This is a genomic window from Paenibacillus sp. LS-5 (assembly GCF_056121505.1).
Map to the genome: position 1 here is coordinate 340,396 of NZ_JBWAVA010000001.1, position 19,720 is coordinate 360,115.

Annotated in this window: 10 protein-coding genes; all 10 read left to right on the forward strand. The window is 49.9% G+C overall.

Going from position 1 to position 19,720, the window contains the following annotated elements; genetic code table 11:
- Positions 1–25 precede the first annotated feature (25 nt).
- A complete protein-coding gene (locus AC0MA3_RS01600; RefSeq protein WP_474654931.1) occupies positions 26–1,144 on the forward strand; it encodes an ABC transporter permease in 1,119 nt (372 codons plus the stop codon).
- Positions 1,141–1,821: an ABC transporter ATP-binding protein gene (locus AC0MA3_RS01605; protein ID WP_474654932.1), complete on the forward strand. Its 681-nt coding sequence runs from the start codon at positions 1,141–1,143 to the stop codon at positions 1,819–1,821. Before AC0MA3_RS01600 ends, AC0MA3_RS01605 begins: the two co-directional genes overlap by 4 nt.
- A 416-nt stretch (positions 1,822–2,237) precedes the next feature.
- The gene (locus AC0MA3_RS01610) at positions 2,238–2,579 is read left to right on the forward strand and encodes a DUF1801 domain-containing protein (RefSeq protein ID WP_474654933.1); all 342 of its coding nucleotides are present in this window, start codon (positions 2,238–2,240) and stop codon (positions 2,577–2,579) included.
- A gap of 275 nt (positions 2,580–2,854) precedes the next feature.
- The gene (locus tag AC0MA3_RS01615; RefSeq protein ID WP_474654934.1) at positions 2,855–4,507 is read left to right on the forward strand and encodes a response regulator; all 1,653 of its coding nucleotides are present in this window, start codon (positions 2,855–2,857) and stop codon (positions 4,505–4,507) included.
- Between the two features lie 4 nt (positions 4,508–4,511).
- Positions 4,512–10,220, forward strand: coding sequence for a HAMP domain-containing protein (locus AC0MA3_RS01620; protein WP_474654935.1), 5,709 nt, complete (start codon positions 4,512–4,514; stop codon positions 10,218–10,220).
- A 199-nt stretch (positions 10,221–10,419) separates the two neighbouring features.
- Complete coding sequence (locus AC0MA3_RS01625; RefSeq protein ID WP_474654936.1) at positions 10,420–12,690, forward strand: hypothetical protein; 2,271 nt, start codon at positions 10,420–10,422, stop codon at positions 12,688–12,690.
- A 151-nt stretch (positions 12,691–12,841) separates the two neighbouring features.
- On the forward strand, positions 12,842–15,829 hold the full coding sequence (locus tag AC0MA3_RS01630; protein ID WP_474654937.1) for a glycosyl hydrolase: 2,988 nt from the start codon (positions 12,842–12,844) through the stop codon (positions 15,827–15,829).
- A gap of 199 nt (positions 15,830–16,028) precedes the next feature.
- Complete coding sequence (locus AC0MA3_RS01635) at positions 16,029–16,892, forward strand: ABC transporter permease (protein ID WP_379154151.1); 864 nt, start codon at positions 16,029–16,031, stop codon at positions 16,890–16,892.
- 49 nt (positions 16,893–16,941) lie between these two features.
- On the forward strand, positions 16,942–17,847 hold the full coding sequence (locus AC0MA3_RS01640; protein ID WP_474654938.1) for a carbohydrate ABC transporter permease: 906 nt from the start codon (positions 16,942–16,944) through the stop codon (positions 17,845–17,847).
- 182 nt (positions 17,848–18,029) lie between these two features.
- Positions 18,030–19,634 carry an extracellular solute-binding protein gene (locus AC0MA3_RS01645; protein ID WP_474655161.1) on the forward strand — a complete coding sequence of 535 codons (1,605 nt, stop codon included), beginning with the start codon at positions 18,030–18,032 and terminating at the stop codon, positions 19,632–19,634.
- Positions 19,635–19,720 lie beyond the last annotated feature (86 nt).

The window sequence follows — 19,720 nt, forward strand, 5'->3', positions numbered from 1 at the left end:
TATACAGATTAGAAGGAGTGGTTATATGTTTTTGGCATTAAGGGAGATGAGGCACTCCAAAGCACGCTACAGTCTCATAATGGTCATTATGCTCCTGGTCTCATTTCTGGTCCTGTTTGTGACCGGTCTTGCGCGGGGATTGGCTTATGCCAATATATCCGCTGTAGAGAACATGTCCGCCAATTACTTTGTGGTACAAAAGGACGCCGATCATACTTTCAGACGTTCCCAATTGGGTGAAACCGAGCTTGCTGCCGCACGTTCGGTTGCCGGAGAGCAGAATGCTTCTCCACTGGCGGTGCAGATGAGCACAATTACTGCTGCAGAGGCGGATATAAAAGCGGACATTACCTTTTTTGCAGTTGATATGGATGGTATGCTGGCGCCCAAGGCGGTTCAAGGGTCCGGCATTACCAATGACACACAGGGCAAAGTGCTTGCAGATTTGAAGCTTGCAGATTCAGGGGTTACGATCGGCAGTTCAATCAAAGATCAGGCCTCGGGGCTGACCTTCAAGGTAGCAGGTTTTGTAAAAGACAGCTCTTACAGCCATACACCAGTTATCTACATTAACAATCTGGACTGGAATGCTATAAGACAGGGCTCGGGCCAGAGCGGCATAGATGCAGACTCTGTTCCTTATAATGTCATAGCGCTACAGGCAACCTCCAGTCAAGCTTCTCAGATCACGGACAAACTGGACAATGTCGAGGTTATTACGCAAAAACAGGCAATCGCAAGCATTCCTGGATACTCTGCCGAACAGAACTCACTGCTGATGATGATCGTGTTCCTGTTCGTCATTGCTGCATTTGTACTTGCTGTATTCTTCTATGTGATTACGATCCAGAAGACCAGCCAGTTCGGCATTCTGAAAGCGATGGGTACTAAGATGTCCTACTTGGCCTGGAGTGTGGTCGGTCAGGTGTTGATACTCTCGGTAGCCAGTCTTGCAGTCAGCCTTTTGCTGACCTTTGGTATGAATATGGGCCTGCCGAATACGATGCCGTTCCAATTGGAAGGCAAGACGATCCTCTTGACCTGTGTACTGTTCGTCGGGATGTCACTGTTAGGCTCGCTGATCTCGGTAGCCAGAGTGGCCAAAGTAGACGCCTTAGAAGCGATAGGGAGGACTGGAGCATGAGTGCTGCTAAGTTAATGATGAAGCAAGTGACGCAGACCTACGGCGACGGTGATAGAGCCATGACTGTATTGAATCAGCTTGATTTTACGGTGAACGAAGGCGAATTTGTTGCAGTGCTAGGTCCCTCCGGTTCTGGTAAAAGCACTTTTCTCTCCGCAGCCGGTGCGCTTCTGACTCCGACTAGCGGTGAAATCTTCATTGATGGTGAACCGCTGGGCAACAAGGATAAAAGAGAGCTAACCGAGCTGCGATTGCAAAAGGTCGGTTTTATGTTCCAAAGTGCCCAGTTGCTGCCCTACCTGAAAGTGGAGGAACAGCTATTGTATGTAGCTAAACTTGCAAAGCTGAGCAGCAAGGAAGCTAAAGAACGGTCGGCCTATCTGCTGAAGCGGCTGGAAATCTGGGAGCGCCGGAATCATTATCCCGGGCAGCTCTCCGGCGGGGAGAAGCAGCGCGTGGCGATAGCCAGAGCCTGGATGAACAAGCCGGCCATTCTGTTTGCCGACGAGCCGACGGCAAGCCTGGATTTCAGCCGCGGGCACGAGGTGGTGCGTATGATCGCGGATGAGGTGACAAGCGAAGGCAAAGCGGCTGTCATGGTGACTCATGACGAGCGGATGCTGGAATGGTGTAACCGGGTGTATCTTTTACAGGATGGCGTGCTGGTTGAACAATAGGAAAGTTCGGTACTTCAGAGCAACTAGGATAACACGTCCTAGCGCAAAAACTGGTTTCATGAGGAAGGGCTGATAAATCTAGCCCTTTTTTTTATATTTGCAATTTTAATACTTTATATGAAAGAATTTTAATTTTGAACCTTGGGCGGAGAGGAAAACCATTGCCACGTGTTGAAAAAAGAATTTAGAAAAATTTTCTTGTCTGGTCGATTTCGTTGTCTCTCGTTCGTTGCTTATATAAAGGGAAATCACTTAAGGAGGAGATTCACGATGAGATTCATGATGATCGTCTAAGTAACAACTGATTCTGAGGCTGGCGTCATGCCAAGTCACAACGAAAAGGAACGAGAATTACTCTTGACGTGCGCTTCCGATTGCGCCGTAGAATAAAACAAGATACGAGAGGGGAAGTTCAAATGAGTCAAGAAGTTACCGAGTTTATTGAGAAAGTCAAAGAGCTTTGGCAAGTTCAGCTGTGCAAGGAATTGCGCCAAATCGTCCACAACGCTATTCCAGACGTTCAGGAGCGTATACAATACAACAAACCTCATTTTCTAAAAAACAAAAAATATGCAGCAGTGATCTCGAATTCGAAGGACGCTGTAAGCTTCACGATCTTCAATGCGACCGAACTGGAACTCCCTGAAGGAATGTTCGAAGGCCCTCCGGAACGGAAGACGATCAAGTTCCGCAGCGGCCAGCAAGTGGATGGCGTAATGCTCACCCATTTAATAAAACAAGCCTCCAGTACCCTATAAGTCAAAAGCCGCCCTTAGCCGCCCTTAAATGGGCGGTTTTATATTTTGAAAAGAAGAATATCCATGTTCAGGGTAAATTCGAAAGACCACAAGGAGGTTGATGCGCTTAATGCAGCGTGTATGGTCAAATCTTATGGCAGTGGCGCATGGAGGAATCTTGATATAAGGAAGACCATTGATAAACAGAAGTTTCATCATTTGAAGATTTGGGTATATAAGCTATGTTTTTGAAATATAAACGTCAACATGTAACAAGTTGAAAGGTGAGGGGCGTCATGGATTTTCCAATCAATATCCTGCTCGTAGATGATCACCCGGAAAATCTGATTGCCATTGAAGCAGTTCTTAGCGATGAACCTTATCGTCTGGTTCGGGCGTATTCCGGGATGGAAGCTCTGCGCTGTTTATTGGAAGAGGAGTTTGCGGTGATTGTAATGGATGTGCAAATGCCGGAAATGGACGGTTTTGAGACAGCCAGAATCATTCGCACCCGGGAAAAAACCAAATACGTGCCGATCATCTTCCTGACTGCCACCAGCAATACTATGGAGCATATTTTCGCAGGATATTCCGCCGGTGCAATGGATTATATGACGAAGCCCTTTGTCCCGCAAATCTTCAAATCCAAAATTGAGGGTTACGTTAATATGTACGAAGCCAACCAAACCCTTCAGATTCAAAGCGAAATGTTGAAGAAACAAACGAGACAAATGGAGAAAACCAATCAAGCGCTCAGTAAGGCCAAAGAATCGGCGGAAATCGCTTCCCGCGTGAAATCGGAATTTCTGGCCATGATGAGCCATGAAATACGGACACCTCTAAATGGAATCATTGGCATGTCTGATCTGCTTCTTGCCTCCGATTTGCCGGAAGAATACACGGAGATGGCAGGAATTATCCACAAAAGCGGCAATGCACTGCTATCTGTCATCAACCATATTCTTGATTTTTCCAAAATTGAATCGGGAAAGATGGAACTGGAGGAGGAACCGTTCTCCCTTCAGCAATGCTTGAATGAGACTATTGATTTGTTTACGGCCCAGACTAGAGAGCGGCATCTGGAAATGGCAGTGATGGTTGATCCTATGTTGCCGTCCTGTATCAAAGGCGATATGAACCGTCTGCGTCAGGTGTTGAATAATCTTGTAGGCAATGCTGTAAAATTCACGCCTGAAGGCAGTGTATACATAATGGTTAACAAGCTAGCGGAGACGGAGAATTCGCTTACGCTTGAATTTATGATCAAAGATACCGGAATCGGTATCCCTCAGGATAAGATAAACGAAATGTTCCAGCCATTCTCCCAGCTCGATGCCTCAACCACACGCAAGTTCGGTGGTACAGGGCTCGGATTATCCATTAGTAAAGCTTTGGTCGAGCTCATGGGCGGCACGATTTGGGTAGAACCCTCGAATGATCCCGGGGCAACATTCATTTTTACAATTGTTGTCAAGCCATGCCCGAGCCCATATCCTGCCGCTCCTGTATCGGACGATCCGTTTCAAAAGCCGGAGGAAAAGGATGTTATGATTATCTGTGATCCTGCAGCACCGATTCGGATATTAGTCGCAGAGGCAGACCACGTAAGCGGGAGGCTGATGATACAAATGCTGCGGACACTCGGCTTCACCGCCGATTTGGCAGAGAACAGCACAGAGCTGCAGGAAGCTGCCGGGCAAATAGCTTACGATCTGCTTTTCCTTGACACGCGAATACCAATGTATGTAGATTCCGGGACTGAAAAGGAAATGATTATGAATGTTATGAATAAGCATCCTGTGACCATTGGCATGACAGCGGACATTTCCAAGGAAACAATGCAGTGGTGCTTGTCCTCGGGTATGGACGTTTTTATCACCAAGCCCATTCGGTTGAATGATATCAAGCAGGTTATTCTAAAATATATGATGCAAAAGGGGCAGGGTTGAGAATATGAAGGATCAAAATCAATTCAGTGAAAAAAACGATGATCAAATAGATGCCGGTGAACTGCTCAATGCCTTGATGGCAATGAAAAAAGGCAACTTTTCCTATAGAATGCCCTATGACCGTACAGGTATTGCGGGTAAGGTAGCGGATACGTTTAATGAGATCATGGACATTCAGGAAGGACTGGTATATGAAGTCCAGACTGTAGCCAAGGTTGTCGGTAAAGAAGGCAATCTGTCGAAAAGGTTTGTACAGAAAAATCTGGGCGGATCATGGGAGACGATCACGGATTCGCTTAACGGACTGGTCATTGATCTGATTCAACCTACAAGCGAGATGGTTCGGGTAATTAATGCAGTGGCCAAAGGCGATCTGTCCCAAAAGGTGGAACTGGAAATCGAAGGAAGACCGCTCACCGGTGAGTTCCAGAGAACGGCAAGTAATATTAATATGATGGTGAACCAGCTCAGTACCTTTGCTTCGGAGGTTACCCGTGTGGCGCGCGAGGTGGGTACGGAGGGGATCTTGGGCGGACAGGCAGACGTCAAAGGTGTATCTGGAACCTGGAAGGATCTTACAGATAGTGTGAATTACATGGCCACAAATCTTACGGATCAAGTGCGTAACATCGCGGCTGTAACTACTGCCGTGGCCAACGGGGATCTGTCGAAGCAAATTACGGTAAATGCACGGGGAGAAATCCTTGAGCTCAAAAATACGATCAACACCATGGTGGACCAGCTCTCGATGTTCTCTTCCGAGGTGACCCGTGTGGCGCGCGAGGTGGGTACAGAAGGCAAACTAGGCGGGCAGGCGGACGTTAAAGATGTATCGGGGACTTGGCGTGATTTGACCGAAAGTGTTAACTACATGGCCTCCAATCTGACCAACCAAGTGCGTAATATTGCTGTTGTAACTACTGCGGTTGCAAATGGCGATCTATCGAAGAAGATTACAGCGGATGTTCAAGGCGAAATCCTGGAACTCAAGAATACAATCAACACGATGGTGGATCAATTGTCGACCTTTGCTTCCGAGGTTACCCGGATGGCGCGCGAAGTCGGTACGGAAGGGATACTCGGCGGGCAGGCGGATGTTAAAGGCGTATCCGGGACCTGGCGCGATTTGACCGAAAGTGTTAACTACATGGCTTCTAACCTTACCAACCAGGTGCGTAACATCGCAGAGGTGACGACGGCTGTTGCCAAGGGGGACTTATCGAAGACAATTACCGTAGATGCCAAAGGCGAGATCCTCCAATTAAAAAGCACCATCAACATCATGGTGGATCAGCTCAGCAACTTTGCCTCCGAGGTTACCCGTGTAGCGCGGGAGGTTTCCACAGAAGGAATTCTGGGCGGTCAAGCGGATGTTAAAGGGGTATCGGGAACGTGGAAGGACTTGACAGACAGCGTTAACTTTATGGCCGGCACGTTGACTGATCAGGTGCGCAATATTGCTGAAGTGACCACAGCGGTGGCAAAAGGCGACCTGTCCAAACAGATTACGGTGAATGCGACAGGCGAGATACTGGAGCTTAAGAACACAATTAACACAATGGTGGATCAGCTCTCCACCTTTGCTTCAGAGGTTACGCGGGTGGCGCGGGAAGTGGGTACCGAGGGCATGCTGGGCGGACAAGCCCAAGTTAAAGGCGTTGCGGGTACCTGGCGGGATTTGACCGAGAGTGTTAACTATATGGCTTCCAACTTGACCAACCAGGTGCGCAACATCGCGGTCGTGACCACTGCGGTGGCGAACGGTGATCTGTCTAAGAAGATCACGGCAGATGTACAAGGAGAAATTCTGGAGCTCAAAAATACAATCAATACGATGGTGGACCAGCTTTCGATGTTCTCCTCAGAGGTTACGCGGGTGGCACGTGAGGTGGGTACGGACGGGAAATTGGGCGGTCAAGCTCAGGTTAAAGGAGTCGGCGGGACCTGGAAAGACTTGACAGAAGGCGTTAATAACATGGCCCGGAATCTGACGGACCAGGTGCGGAACATTGCAGACGTCACGACGGCGGTAGCTAAGGGCGATCTGTCCAAGAAAATCACTGTAGATGTAAAGGGTGAGATTCTGGAGCTCAAGAATACGATCAATACCATGGTGGATCAGCTTTCCACCTTTGCTTCCGAGGTTACCAGGGTAGCGCGTGAGGTAGGTACTGATGGTAAACTGGGCGCCCAGGCTGAAGTTAAAGATGTATCCGGCACGTGGAAAGACTTGACGGATACGGTCAACTACATGGCCAGTAACCTGACCATCCAGATGCGTAACATTGCTGGGGTTACTACAGCAGTAGCGAACGGAGACCTGTCCAAGAAAATCACTGTAGACGTAAAAGGCGAACTGCTTGAACTGAAGAACACGATCAACACGATGGTGGATCAACTGAATTCCTTCGCCTCCGAAGTAACGCGGGTGGCGCGAGAAGTGGGTACAGACGGGAAGCTGGGCGGACAAGCCCAGGTGCGGGGCGTCGGAGGGATCTGGAAAGACCTCACCGATAACGTTAATATTATGGCGACCAACCTTACGGATCAGGTGCGCGGAATTGCCAAGGTCGTAACTGCGGTTGCGAACGGTAACCTGAAGCAGAAGCTGACCGTAGAAGCAAAAGGCGAAATCGCCGAACTGACGGATACGATCAATAATATGATCGATACTCTGGCTACCTTTGCCGATCAGGTTACCACTGTGGCGCGTGAAGTAGGCGCAGAAGGGAAGCTGGGCGGACAAGCGAATGTCCCTGGAGCAGCCGGTACCTGGCGCGATCTGACCGACAACGTTAACTATATGGCGAGTACACTGACCACTCAGGTACGTGCCATCACTAACGTCGCAACAGCGGTAACGAATGGCGATCTGTCGCGTGCTATTGACGTATCTGCATCCGGAGAAGTCGCGACGCTTAAAGACAACATTAACGAAATGATCCGAAATCTGAAGGAGACGACCCGAATCAATACGGAGCAGGATTGGCTCAAAACCAATCTCGCCAAATTCTCACGACTGCTGCAAGGACAAAGAGATTTGTATGCGGTAAGCCGTATGATTCTGTCCGAACTGGCTCCGCTTGTCTCCATGCAGCACGGTGTTTTCTATATCAATGAACCGTCTGGCGGCGAACCGGTGCTGAAGCTGTTTGCCAGCTATGCTTACCAGAGCCGCAAACATTTAGCGAACGAATTCCGGGCAGGGCAAGGATTGGTAGGCCAATGTCTCATCGAGAAACAGCGGATTCTGCTTACCAATGTTCCAGGTGACTACGTTGTGATATCCTCCGCTCTAGGAGAAGCTACACCGCTCAACATTATTTTGCTGCCGATTATCTTTGAAGATCAGGTACTTGCGATTCTTGAACTGGCAACCTTCCGGCCATACAGTGATATAGATATTGCATTCCTGGATCAGCTTACCGAGTCTATTGGAATCGTAATTAACACCATGCAGGCGAACCAACGTACGGAAGAGCTGCTGATTCAATCGCAGTCCCTCACCGAGGAGCTCCAGAAGCAGCAGATGGAGCTGCGGAATACGAATGATGAACTCGAGGATAAAGCGAAGCTGCTCGTACTGCAGAAGGCGGAGGTGGAGAGCAAGAACCATGAAGTGGAGGTGGCCAAACGATACCTGGAGGAGAAAGCGGAACAGCTTGCTCTCACATCCAAGTATAAATCCGAATTCTTGGCCAATATGTCGCACGAACTTCGTACCCCTCTCAATTCCTTGCTGCTATTGGCTGAACAGCTTGCTGAGAATCCGGAGGCCAATCTTAACGATATCCAAGTGAAGTTCGCAAAGACTATTCAAGACTCGGGATTCGAATTACTTAACCTTATTAATGATATCCTGGATCTGTCTAAAGTCGAATCCGGCACGATTACACCTGATTTCAGTGTGGTTTCTTTGACTGAACTCACAGATGGTCTGGACCGTACTTTCCGTCATATGGTGGATGCTAAGAAGCTCGACTACCGGATCCAGGTTGATGCCGGTGTGCCGGCAAATGTTGAAACGGACTTCAAACGACTTCAGCAAATCCTGAAAAATTTACTATCCAATGCCTTTAAGTTCACGGAACAAGGGAAGATCATGCTCCAGATCCGCAAAGCAAGCGAGGGCTGGCACCCGGACAATGAGTCTCTGAATCGTGCCAAAACAGTCATTTGCTTCTCCGTAAGCGACACGGGGATCGGTATCCCTCATGAGAAACAGCAGATCATCTTCGAAGCCTTCCAGCAGGCGGATGGCAGCACGAACAGGGAATATGGCGGAACCGGCTTGGGGCTTGCCATATCGCGTGAAATTGCCGAGATGCTAGGGGGAGAAATCACCCTGTACAGTGAAGTGGGCAAGGGAAGTGTATTTAACCTGTACCTTCCAACAGAAGCGGAATTCACAGAGCCGGAGATCCGGAAGGCACATGTTCCGGAAGTGATTGATATCACCCCTCCAAAACGCAGAAGCAGCATGGCCACACCCGAAGAAGACGCATTGATTGACGACCGGGATAATATCGAGCCGGGTGATCGTGTATTCCTGATTATTGAGGATGATCAAAAGTTCAATGAGATTATTCTCGACCTTCTCCATAAACGCGGGCTCAAAGGTGTCATTACGGCCAGTGGCTATGATGCCCTGGAACTTGTTCATAAGTACCATCCGATCGCTATCACGCTGGATCTGCATCTGGGCGGGGATAGCAACGGTTGGTTGGTGCTCGAGCAGCTGAAGAACGATATCGATGTGCGGCATATTCCGATTTGTGTCATGACTGTTGACGAAGATGAGGTGCTTCTGCTGCAAAAGGGGGTTCACGATTATTTCCGGAAACCGGTGAATAACGAAGAGCTTGAGAATGCACTGGATCGATTGAACCAATTTGCTGACAAAAAGGGGCGCAACCTGTTGTTGGTCGTCCATGATGAGCAAGAGCGCAAGCAAATCATTGAACTTTTAAGTAATCAGGATCTGAAGATCACGGCAGTTGACACAGGGCGCAAAGCTTTGAACCAGATGAATGCCAAAGATTTCGATTGTGTAATCCTGGATAATAGCCTGCCGGATATGAATCTCATTAGGCTCATCCGGGACATGTATAAGAACGCCAAAAACAAAAGGGTACCCGTAGTAGCCCGTCTGAGCAAGAAGTTGACGGCGGAGGAGGAAAACGAGTGGGATGAGCTCGTCAAAATGGCGGTTCTCAAGGAGGTTAAGTCAAATGTCCAATTGATTGACGAAACTACCCTCTTCCTGCACCTCAAGGCCGAGGACCTGCCGTCCGGCTTAAAGGACAAGCTGGTCAAACTATATCATTCGGATGAAATGATTGAGTATAAAAAAGTGCTTGTTGTAGATGATGATATTCGGAACATTTTTGCCCTTACCTCGATCTTGGAGCGTCACCATATGAAAGTCATTCCTGCGGAGAACGGCCAGGATGCAATTCATCTCCTGGAACAGACTCCTGATATCGAAATCGTGCTCATGGATATCATGATGCCAGGAATGGATGGTTATGAAACAACCCGGGCGATCCGGCAAAAGGCGGAATTCCAGAACCTTCCGATTCTTGCACTCACGGCAAAAGCCATGAAGGGAGACCGGGAGCTATGCATCGAAGCAGGCTGCTCCGATTACATCACCAAACCGGTCAACAGTGCTCATTTGTTATCCATGATGCGCACATGGCTGGACCAATGACCCGTACGGTCTAACCAATTTTAATGGAGACCCATAAGAAGGACACCTAGAAAAAGTGCCCTTCTTGTGGGTCTTTTGTGTTTGAACGGCATTACTGCACATATTCCTTGCTCAGCAGCAGATTTCATTGCCCACGGGGATGCACGGAAATATGGTTCGAAGGTAAGCTTAAGTTGCAGGTAAGAAAGGAGGATGGGATGTGGAAGAGATTTCATTCGAAACAGAGCACAAATGGTCACCGGCTGAGCTGGGCGGGGGCGGTTATATTACAGGGCTGATTCAGCATCCATCTAGAAGCGGTGTGCTATACGCCCGTTGCGATGTGGCGGGCGTCTTCGCCAGCACCGACGGCGGCTTCCGCTGGGAAGCTCGGAATGGCGGACTTTCGAAGGCATATCACCACCAGGTGCAAAGCTTTGCCATTAGTCCGCATCACCCTGAGGTATTGTTCCGCTGCTCGGGGGAAGTTCGCAGCCATCAATTTTACGGCTCGGTTCACAAATCAGGCGATGGCGGGCACACCTGGAGAGAGGTTTGTACAGGCATGGGTTTTTACGGCAATGGACCTACCCGGATGTACGGTGAAATCATCGCGGTAGATCCTTATCACCCGGAAGTTGTGATTGCTGGTGGTTATACTGGCGGCTTATGGATCAGCCGGGATGAAGGGGAGAACTGGAAGCCATCTCCCCTGCCGGAGGAACGGTTCGGGTGTGTCGTATTCCATCCAGGTATACCTGGATTACTGTATGCAGGAACCATAAGTGATGAAGATCTTAATATGGATTATGTGGAGACAGGGGAGGGCGGAGTGTTGGGACTGCTTCAGGACCTGCCCCGCGGCAAGACTGGCAAGCTCTATGCCAGCAGTGACCAAGGCAAGTCTTGGGTGCTTCTGCATGAAGGCCTAAGCTTTGCCGAGCTTGCCTTCGACAGCCGTGACCCCAAGCGGGTGCGTGCTGCCTGCATATGGAATGGCATCCTGCAGAGCCACGATGGCGGCGGGACATGGCAGTCTGACATGACAGGGCTGCTCCAGGGCAGGCAGAGATACGGAACGGTTGTACAGGACAACCATCATCCGCACTTGTGGTATACGGCCCCGGATGTCCGGCCTCATATGAAGACGGTTCCGCCGATTCCGTTGTATGTATCCGGTCTGGGCAGCGGCGATGCTGAAGAGTGGCAGCTCCTTCGGCAGTATAAGAATCAGGATTTGAGCGGATTCCCTGCCTATATGGATCACTTCGACAGCGGTTCGCGGGCAGAGGCGACAGGTTGGGCGATCTCCAAAATCATTGTCGACTACTTCTGCGAAGGTCGTCTCTATCTGACCAACTGGTATGGAGTTGCCGTCAGCGTTGATAGAGGAAGAACATGGGAGGCGGCTCACTTTCAGGGCCTGGAGACGACATGCATGGAAGCTGTTACCGCCGATCCGCATGAGCCGGGCAAGTTCTGTGTTACGATGGCTGACCACCCGCCCAAGATCACTGAAGATGGAGGCAGAAGCTTTTGGAATCTCCCTGGCATTCCCGGTTATTCAGGAAGTACGGCAGCTGTAATCCTGCGAACATCTTATCAGCACTATCTCTACGGACTTGTCGGTCATGGGCGTACTGCATGCATTGCACTAAGCCGGGACAATGGAGCGACCGCTTCAGCTGTGCTCACGCTGGGACAGGGTCTGTTTGTGCAGGCTTTGCGGGAGGACGGTGTGGAGGCGGGCACCTGTTATGCCTATATCGATGGCCCGATTGCATCAGGAGCCGGAATCTATTGTTCCAAGGATAGCGGGGTGACCTGGGAGCAGACTGCTTTTCGTCCTCACGTATATATGACAGAATTACCTCATCTGAAGAACTGGGTTGAAGCCGACCTGCTGTCTGTAGTGGTCTATCAGGTCAAAAATGCCTGCGGGGCCAATCAGCTGCTGGCAGCAAGCCCCAAACAAAAGGGCCGGATACTGGTTGGTGAATGGACAGAGGGAATCTGGGAATCACAGGATGGTGGAGACACCTGGGAATCGATCGAGAAAGGTCTTCCATTTCAGCGGAGAGGTCCGGTGTCCGTATTGAACACTGTAGCCTATTCTCCGAGTGACCCGGATACGATATATGCCGGTTTCATTACAGAAGGACTATGGCTTACCACCAATGCAGGGCAGTCCTGGAGCAAGCTATATCCTGCTGAGGCGGACCAGGCTTTTAATGTATCTGCACTGACAGTGGGGAGTGGAGACGGTGGACAGGATCTGTTAATCCTTGCCTGTGAACCCATGGTCATGAATGGTACGGGGTCTCAAGTGGTCTGCAGCCGGGATGGCGGAGGTCACTGGGATGCTTGGAATCAGACAGAACTGGGGGCGGTCCGCTGGAAAGGGATCACTCTTGATGCTGCGGGAAAACAGGTGCTCAGCGTATCCTGCGGCAATGGAGCTTATCGTACACCCCTCATGGACAAAATATAATTCGGCACAAAAGCCGGACATCGTTGCTGCAGCATAGTTTTCGTTGCTGCTGTACCTTGTTGAGCTTTATGGAAAACGCTTACATTTGAGGTGCCGGACGACGTCCTTGTCGTAATTCCACCGGCTATAAGTGAGTGGGGGCCTGATTGAAGTGGTACCACGTATGAGGGGGAAATGGTTCCATGGTTGGCTGGCCGTAGTTCTGATAGTTGCATTAATTTTCGTTCCTAGTGCTACAGTGCGGGGGGCTGGCGAGAATCTGCTGGGTAATCCCGGGTTTGAAGCGGGAGATACGCTCTGGGAGAAGTGGGGAAGTCCGGTGGTGACAACCGCCGAGAAGCATGGAGGCTCAAATAGTCTTTGGGTCAAGCGAAGTACAGGAGGGGCATCAGCTTCAGTTGCAGTACAGCAGGGTAAAACCTACCGGGTCGGATTATGGGTTAAGTTTGCCGCAGCAGGTGTCACTAGCGCGACGATTGATATGGACATTTTTGGCACGAAGCAATCGAAGGAACAGCTTCATTTCTCAGGCTCGACAGAATGGGAATACCGGCAGCTCCTGTATACGCCGGGGCCAGGTGTGCAGTATATCCGCTTGTCCTTCTGGAACGCCACGGGCAAAGATTATTATATCGATGACGGTATCATTCGGGAGAATGTGGATATCGAACGCCCCACAACTCCGGGTGCATGGCAGGCACAGCATGACTCCAAAGCACTGAAGCTAACCTGGGCGGGGTCCACGGATGATATGGGAGTGGATTCCTACCAGCTTTTTTACAAAAAAACAGATGCTGCTGACTGGAATACCGCGGTTATCCCTCATCAGCAATCCGTTACACAGTACACGTATACCCTCAATAATCTGGATCCTTTTTCAGTGTATGCGATTATGCTGAGGGCCAAGGATATAGCGGGCAACACCTCTGATGCCGTGATGGGACTGGAGGCTACACCGGGATATAATCAGGTACCTAACGGAGGATTGGAGACGGGGTATCTTCTGCCTTGGATTAGAACAGGGACCGTACAAACGACAACTTATGATCCCTATTCAGGAATGTATGCGATGAAGCTGATGAATTCCTCTACTGTCAAAACGCCTATTATACTCTCGAACAATAGTGCTTCCTATCTGGTTTCTTTTTGGAGCAAATTCAATACGATACCGCCGGGAACCTTCACAGTAACCATGGATGTCTATCAAGGGTTCTCTGTAAATTCCTATCCGCTCTATACTAACGCCACAGCAGCCTGGTCCCGTTCGGAGCAGCAGATACAGACCGGCAACGGATGGGCTGGCCTGCAGCTCCGGGCTGGTAATTGGAGCGGAGGGGATATGTATCTGGATCAGGTATTTATCGGCAAGATGCCAGTAATTCCGACTGACCTTAGCCCAACTGCACCTGCGGGTTTCAAGGCGGGAACAATAGACGGGGTATCTGCAGAGCTGGAGTGGGCAGCATCCACAGGACCCTTTGGCGTGAGAGAGTATAAGCTGCTCTATAAAAAAACCTCTGACACCGGCTGGAGCAGCCTGAGAATTCCTTATGTTTCCGGACAATCCATGTATGCTTACAAGCTGGAAGGCTTATCCCCGGAGAGTGTATATGATATTGAAGTTAAAGCAGTTAGTGAAGGGACGGCTATTTCCGCTGCAAGTACTCTTCAGTTGACGACTACACGGATGATTCCGGTGAACCCAAATGCATCTGAGGCTGCGTCTGCGCTTCTCGACCGCCTCTATGCTACGATGGGGAATGCTATCTTTACGGGCCAACACAATTATTACGAAGAGCCTGCAAAATGGTATGACAAGGCAGCAGAGCTGACGGGGTATTATCCGGCATTATGGGGCTCGGATTTTGCCTATTATACCGGGGAAGATATGGGCGAAGTGCGCCAATCCATGATTGACGAGGCGATTCGTCAAGGCCACGCCGGAACCATTGTGACTCTCACCTATCACCAGACCCGGCCCATGGACCCCGCCACCTCCGGCTGGGAGAGTGTGACGGGTGATGTGACAGAAACCCAAATGACAGAGATCGTCACTCCGGGCACTGTGCTGTACAATCAGTGGGCCGCCCAGGTAGATGAGATCGCAGGATATCTGAAGCAGCTGCAGGATGAAGGTATTCCGGTATTGTGGCGGCCGTATCACGAGATGAATGCTGAATTTTTCTGGTGGGGCGCAAGACCTGAGCTGTTCAGGCAGCTATGGCACAATATGTACGATCGCTTAACGAATCTGCATGGTCTGAATAATCTGATCTGGGTGTGGAGCCCGAATGCGGAGAGCTCCTGGGCGTATGACTCAACCCCCTATTATCCAGGTCACGATGTTGTTGATGTGCTGGCTATGGACATTTATAACAACGATTACCGTGACACCTATTACAACAAGCTGCTAAAGCTCAGCGGAGGACGGCCTATTGCCATCGGAGAAAATGGCGAGCTGCCGGATATGCAGATGCTGCGGGATAAACAGTCAAAATATGTGTACTTCATGACTTGGTCCCAATATTTAACCGACAAAAATTCAATTAGCGGCATTCAGGCGCTCTACAGCGATCCGCGGGCACTCAAGAACGGAGAAACAGGAAACGGCCCGTTTATTCCGCCTCCGGTGGACTTCTATCTAATCGATGATTTCGAATCCTACGGTGGTTCGTATACAAGCCTGCGTTCCAAATGGCAGCGCAATGTCTCCGGCAATGCCGCAACCGTAACACTGGATACGTATCAGCTGAACAGTGGTACCTACGGGCTCAAGCTGGACTATACCGTCGGCAATCCCGGCTACGCAGGTGTCTATCGCAGCATGGGTAAGGAATGGCCTGGTATGGAGGCGATCAGCTTCTGGCTGCAGCCGGATGGCTCGAACCGCCAGTTGGCTGTGCAATTTCATGAGACGAACGGAGAAGTCTGGGAAGCCAGTATCAAGATTGAGGGCACGGCTCCATGGCTTGTAACGATTCCCTTTACGGATTTTGCAAGGCCCGGTTGGTCAACTGGCGGCAATGGAGTTATTGATTTGGGCTCGATTAAAGAGTTCGCTTTCTATGTAGCTCAGGGTAGTGGAACCCAGGGCAGCGGGACGATCTATTTTGATGATGTAAAGGCAATTAAGCTGTAAATAACCATCATTGCTGAACCACACATTTCGTTGGCCACGGTACTGGTTCCTCCTTCCTGATCTGAATAAGATTAAGGTGTAGAGCACAGAAACAGGAAGGATGACTAACGTGGAAATCGAACGAAAGGTCATTACCAGGGCGAAAGGAAAGCCTGTATCCTGGTGGAGCAGGTGGATCAGGCAGTGGGATATTCAGCTGATGGTTGTCCCCGCAATGCTGTTTATCTTCGTCTTCAGCTATCTGCCCATGTATGGGGTATTGATGGCGTTCCAGGATTATCAGCTGTTCGGCGGTTTTTTTCACAGTCCATGGGTAGGGCTGAAGCATTTTGAGGCCTTCTTCAATTCGCCCGACTTCTGGACGGTAATGCGTAACACGATAGTAATTAGCCTGCTGAAGCTGTGTATCGGGTTTCCGGCTCCGATCCTGCTGGCGCTGATGCTTAATGAGGTCCGGCGTATGCTGTTCAAGCGGATCATCCAGACCGTCAGCTATCTACCGCATTTTCTATCCTGGGTAATCGTAGGCGGGTTCGTAGGCTCGATGCTTTCGACCGATAATGGAAGCGTTAACATGCTGCTTATGAATCTCCATCTTACCACGGAGCCCATCAGCTTCCTGTCGGTGCCAGAGTATTTCTGGGGGATTCTGGTGGGAACAGGCATCTGGAAGGAGATGGGGTTCGCGGCTATCGTCTATCTGGCGGCTATTTCCGGAATTGATCCGCATCTCTATGAAGCCGCTTCCATTGATGGTGCAGGAAGATTCAAGCAGATCCAGCTGATTACGTTACCCTGCATCCGGCCGGTCATCATTATCTTCCTCATTCTGGCTGTGGGCAACATTTTGAATGCCGGATTCGAAGATATCCTGATCTTAGCTACCAATCCGATCCTGCGTGATGTATCCGACGTGATTGATACGTATGTCTACCGCATGGGGATTTTGAACAACCGTTTCTCTTATGCGGCGGCAGCGGGACTATTCAAGGCGATCGTAAGTATCGGACTTCTTGCCCTGGCGAACAAGGCAGCGAGAAAAATGGGCTCAAGTCTATGGTGAGCACAAGTGAATTACAACAAATTCGAAGAAGGAAGGCGGGGAGCAGGTTATGATGAAGCTGTCGGCGGGAGACAAAATCCTTCAAATCATTATCTATGCACTGCTTCTGCTGCTGGGTTTCATCACCCTGTACCCTTTCTGGAATTCACTTGTGATTTCCTTCAATATGGGCTCGGACACGGCGCTTGGCGGAATAACGTTCTGGCCGCGAAGTCCTACGCTGGATAATTACGAGGTCGTGTTTCGGGATAGCCGCATCGGCCATGCGTTTCTGATCTCCATCATGCGCACCATCGTAGGCACCACCTTATCGGTCATGTTCACCGCCATATTGGCCTATGGCCTCTCCCGGAATGAACTGATGGGCCGCAAAGTATATATGGTATTCTGCATCATAACGATGTACTTCAGCGGTGGACTGATTCCAACCTTTCTCCTGCTGCGCGAATTTGGCATGATGGATACCTTCTGGGTACTGGTTATTCCAGGGATGATCAGTGTTTATAACATGATTATATTCCGGACTTTCTTTTTGGGGCTGCCGGCGGGACTGGTTGAATCGGCGCGGATTGACGGCTGCAACCATATCGGTGTACTGATCCGCATCATTATTCCCATCTCTGGTCCTGTCGTGGCAACCCTGTCCTTGTTTACAGCCGTGTACCACTGGAATGACTGGTTCTCGGCCAGCATTTATATTAACAATCCAGATCTGATCCCGATTCAGACCCTGCTGAAGCAGATCCTGAATTCCAATATTGTGACGGATCAGCTTCAGAAAGCTATAGGCAGCAGTGCAGCAGCGCAGGACCGTCTAGCGCTCGTACAGTCGGTCACCAGTAAATCGCTGATCATGGCAACGACCATGGTTGCTACACTGCCGATCATTATGGTCTACCCTTTTTTACAAAAATATTTCGTGAAAGGTGTATTAATCGGCTCGCTTAAAGAGTAAAGAATGAACATTAGAGAGGGGTTGCTGATTTGAAGTCTAAGAAGAGTTTTCCGAAATATAAGAATCTATATGCTGTGCGCCATAAATGTTCCTTATATTTCTCGCTGAAACGGTACCGTCCCTTAAAAAGACGGTTCAGCCATTTCTGCTTGCTGCTGAGTGTTGTAATATGTTCGGTGCTTATGATTGCCGGTTGTGGAGGGGGGAACAATACTACGGCACCATCCGCCGATCCTACCAAAGCACCTGCGGCAACAGAGACAACAGCGGCAAGTGCAAGTCCCGAAGCAACAGCTGCAGGTGTCGGAAGCACGGTCAAACCTGTCTCCTTTACGTATTACAGTAATTACGATTGGGATACCACGGAACAGTGGGGCAGGGATTCCACAACCAAATGGATTGCTGATACCCTGAAGGTCCAAATGACTCCGGTTCAGTCCAGCGGCGCTGCCGAGACCAAGTTCAGCACAATGATTGCCTCAGGCAGTCTGCCGGATGTCATTATGATGGACCGGGGTGCAAATGTGGAGCGGCTTCGTCAGCCCGGGCTGCTGGTACCCTTTGATGATTATCTGGACCGTTATCCCAATCTGAAAAAGAACGCCGGTGAAGCCACACTGAACATGCTGCGCTCGGAAGACGGCAAGCTCTACCAGTTCCCTAACTGGTATACGTCAAGCCCGAACGGTAACGGCGGGTGGATCATTAACCGCAAAATATATAAGGAACTGGGTTCACCAAAACTGGAAACCTACGATGATCTGTACGCTTACCTGAAGCAGGTAAAGGAGAAATATCCAGATGTGGTGCCGCTTGAGGTAGGAGCCAAGGGTCGTGGAATCGATACGATGTATGGTGGATTTGCTGAAAATAAACCGTATCTGCCCAAAGCGAATCCGGTAGGCAATACGCTGGAATCGATTTTTGAGGATCAGGTTTTTATCGAGAATATGCAGTACGCCAGCAAGCTTTTCCGTGAAAAGCTGATCACTCAAGACCTGTTCACCCAGACGGGTGACCAGATTTCCGAGAAGCTCAAAACCGGCCGCGTAGCAGTCTATGTGGATGGTGATGTGGTGAATCCTGGACGCGGAGCAGATACCGCGCTCAGAACAACGGACCCCAATGCCGGATATGATATCATCTGGCCAATTCACAAAGCCGGTCTGGATGCAGCCAAAATCACACCCAACAATTACAATTCACTGGGCTGGAACGTGCTGGTCATCACGAAGAATGCCAAAGACCCGGAAGCGATCTTCTCTTATCTCGACTGGGTAACCAGCGAAGAAGGACAGCGGATTCTGAACTTTGGCCGGCAGGGACTCTACTGGGATAAGTATGATGCAGACGGCGTTCCTATTCTGAACGAGGCAGGTCTGAATACTCCGCAGGGAGACAAGGACAAGGAAAGAATTGGCCGTTTCAACTGGGTTGGCAACACGACCTTTATTGACCAGACCAAAGCCAAGATGGATGCGCAGCTTCCGCCCGACAAGCAGAACTGGACTACACTGGCTCAGCAGAAGGTAACCTGGAAGACCTCCAAGAACTTCACGGAGTTCGTGAATCTGGATCCGCTGCCGGACTCGGAAGAAGGAACCATTGCCACGGCGGTAAATGATATTTACCAGGAGGTCTTTGCCAAAGCCTTGTATGCAAAAAGCGATGACGAAGTCATCAGCCTCTTAAATAAAGCGAATGAGGATGCGAAGAAAGCAGGCTATGAGAAGCTTCTGAAATTCCAAACCGGAAAATGGCAGGACAATCTGAGCAAGATGAAATAACACTAGAGCCATCCTAAGCCGTGGGGTATACTGAATCCAAGTGTACCCCCTTTTTACTATTATATGGTATTATCCGCAAGCACAGG

Excerpts from the sequence above, each read along its gene's own strand:
- AC0MA3_RS01615 (WP_474654934.1), top strand. The coding sequence starts at position 2,855 with ATGGATTTTCCAATCAATATCCTGCTCGTAGATGATCACCCGGAAAAT.
- AC0MA3_RS01620 (WP_474654935.1), top strand. The coding sequence starts at position 4,512 with ATGAAGGATCAAAATCAATTCAGTGAAAAAAACGATGATCAAATAGAT.
- AC0MA3_RS01645 (WP_474655161.1), top strand. The coding sequence starts at position 18,030 with ATGATTGCCGGTTGTGGAGGGGGGAACAATACTACGGCACCATCCGCC.
- AC0MA3_RS01635 (WP_379154151.1), top strand. The coding sequence starts at position 16,029 with ATGGTTGTCCCCGCAATGCTGTTTATCTTCGTCTTCAGCTATCTGCCC.
- AC0MA3_RS01640 (WP_474654938.1), top strand. The coding sequence starts at position 16,942 with ATGATGAAGCTGTCGGCGGGAGACAAAATCCTTCAAATCATTATCTAT.
- AC0MA3_RS01600 (WP_474654931.1), top strand. The coding sequence starts at position 26 with ATGTTTTTGGCATTAAGGGAGATGAGGCACTCCAAAGCACGCTACAGT.
- AC0MA3_RS01610 (WP_474654933.1), top strand. The coding sequence starts at position 2,238 with ATGAGTCAAGAAGTTACCGAGTTTATTGAGAAAGTCAAAGAGCTTTGG.
- AC0MA3_RS01605 (WP_474654932.1), top strand. The coding sequence starts at position 1,141 with ATGAGTGCTGCTAAGTTAATGATGAAGCAAGTGACGCAGACCTACGGC.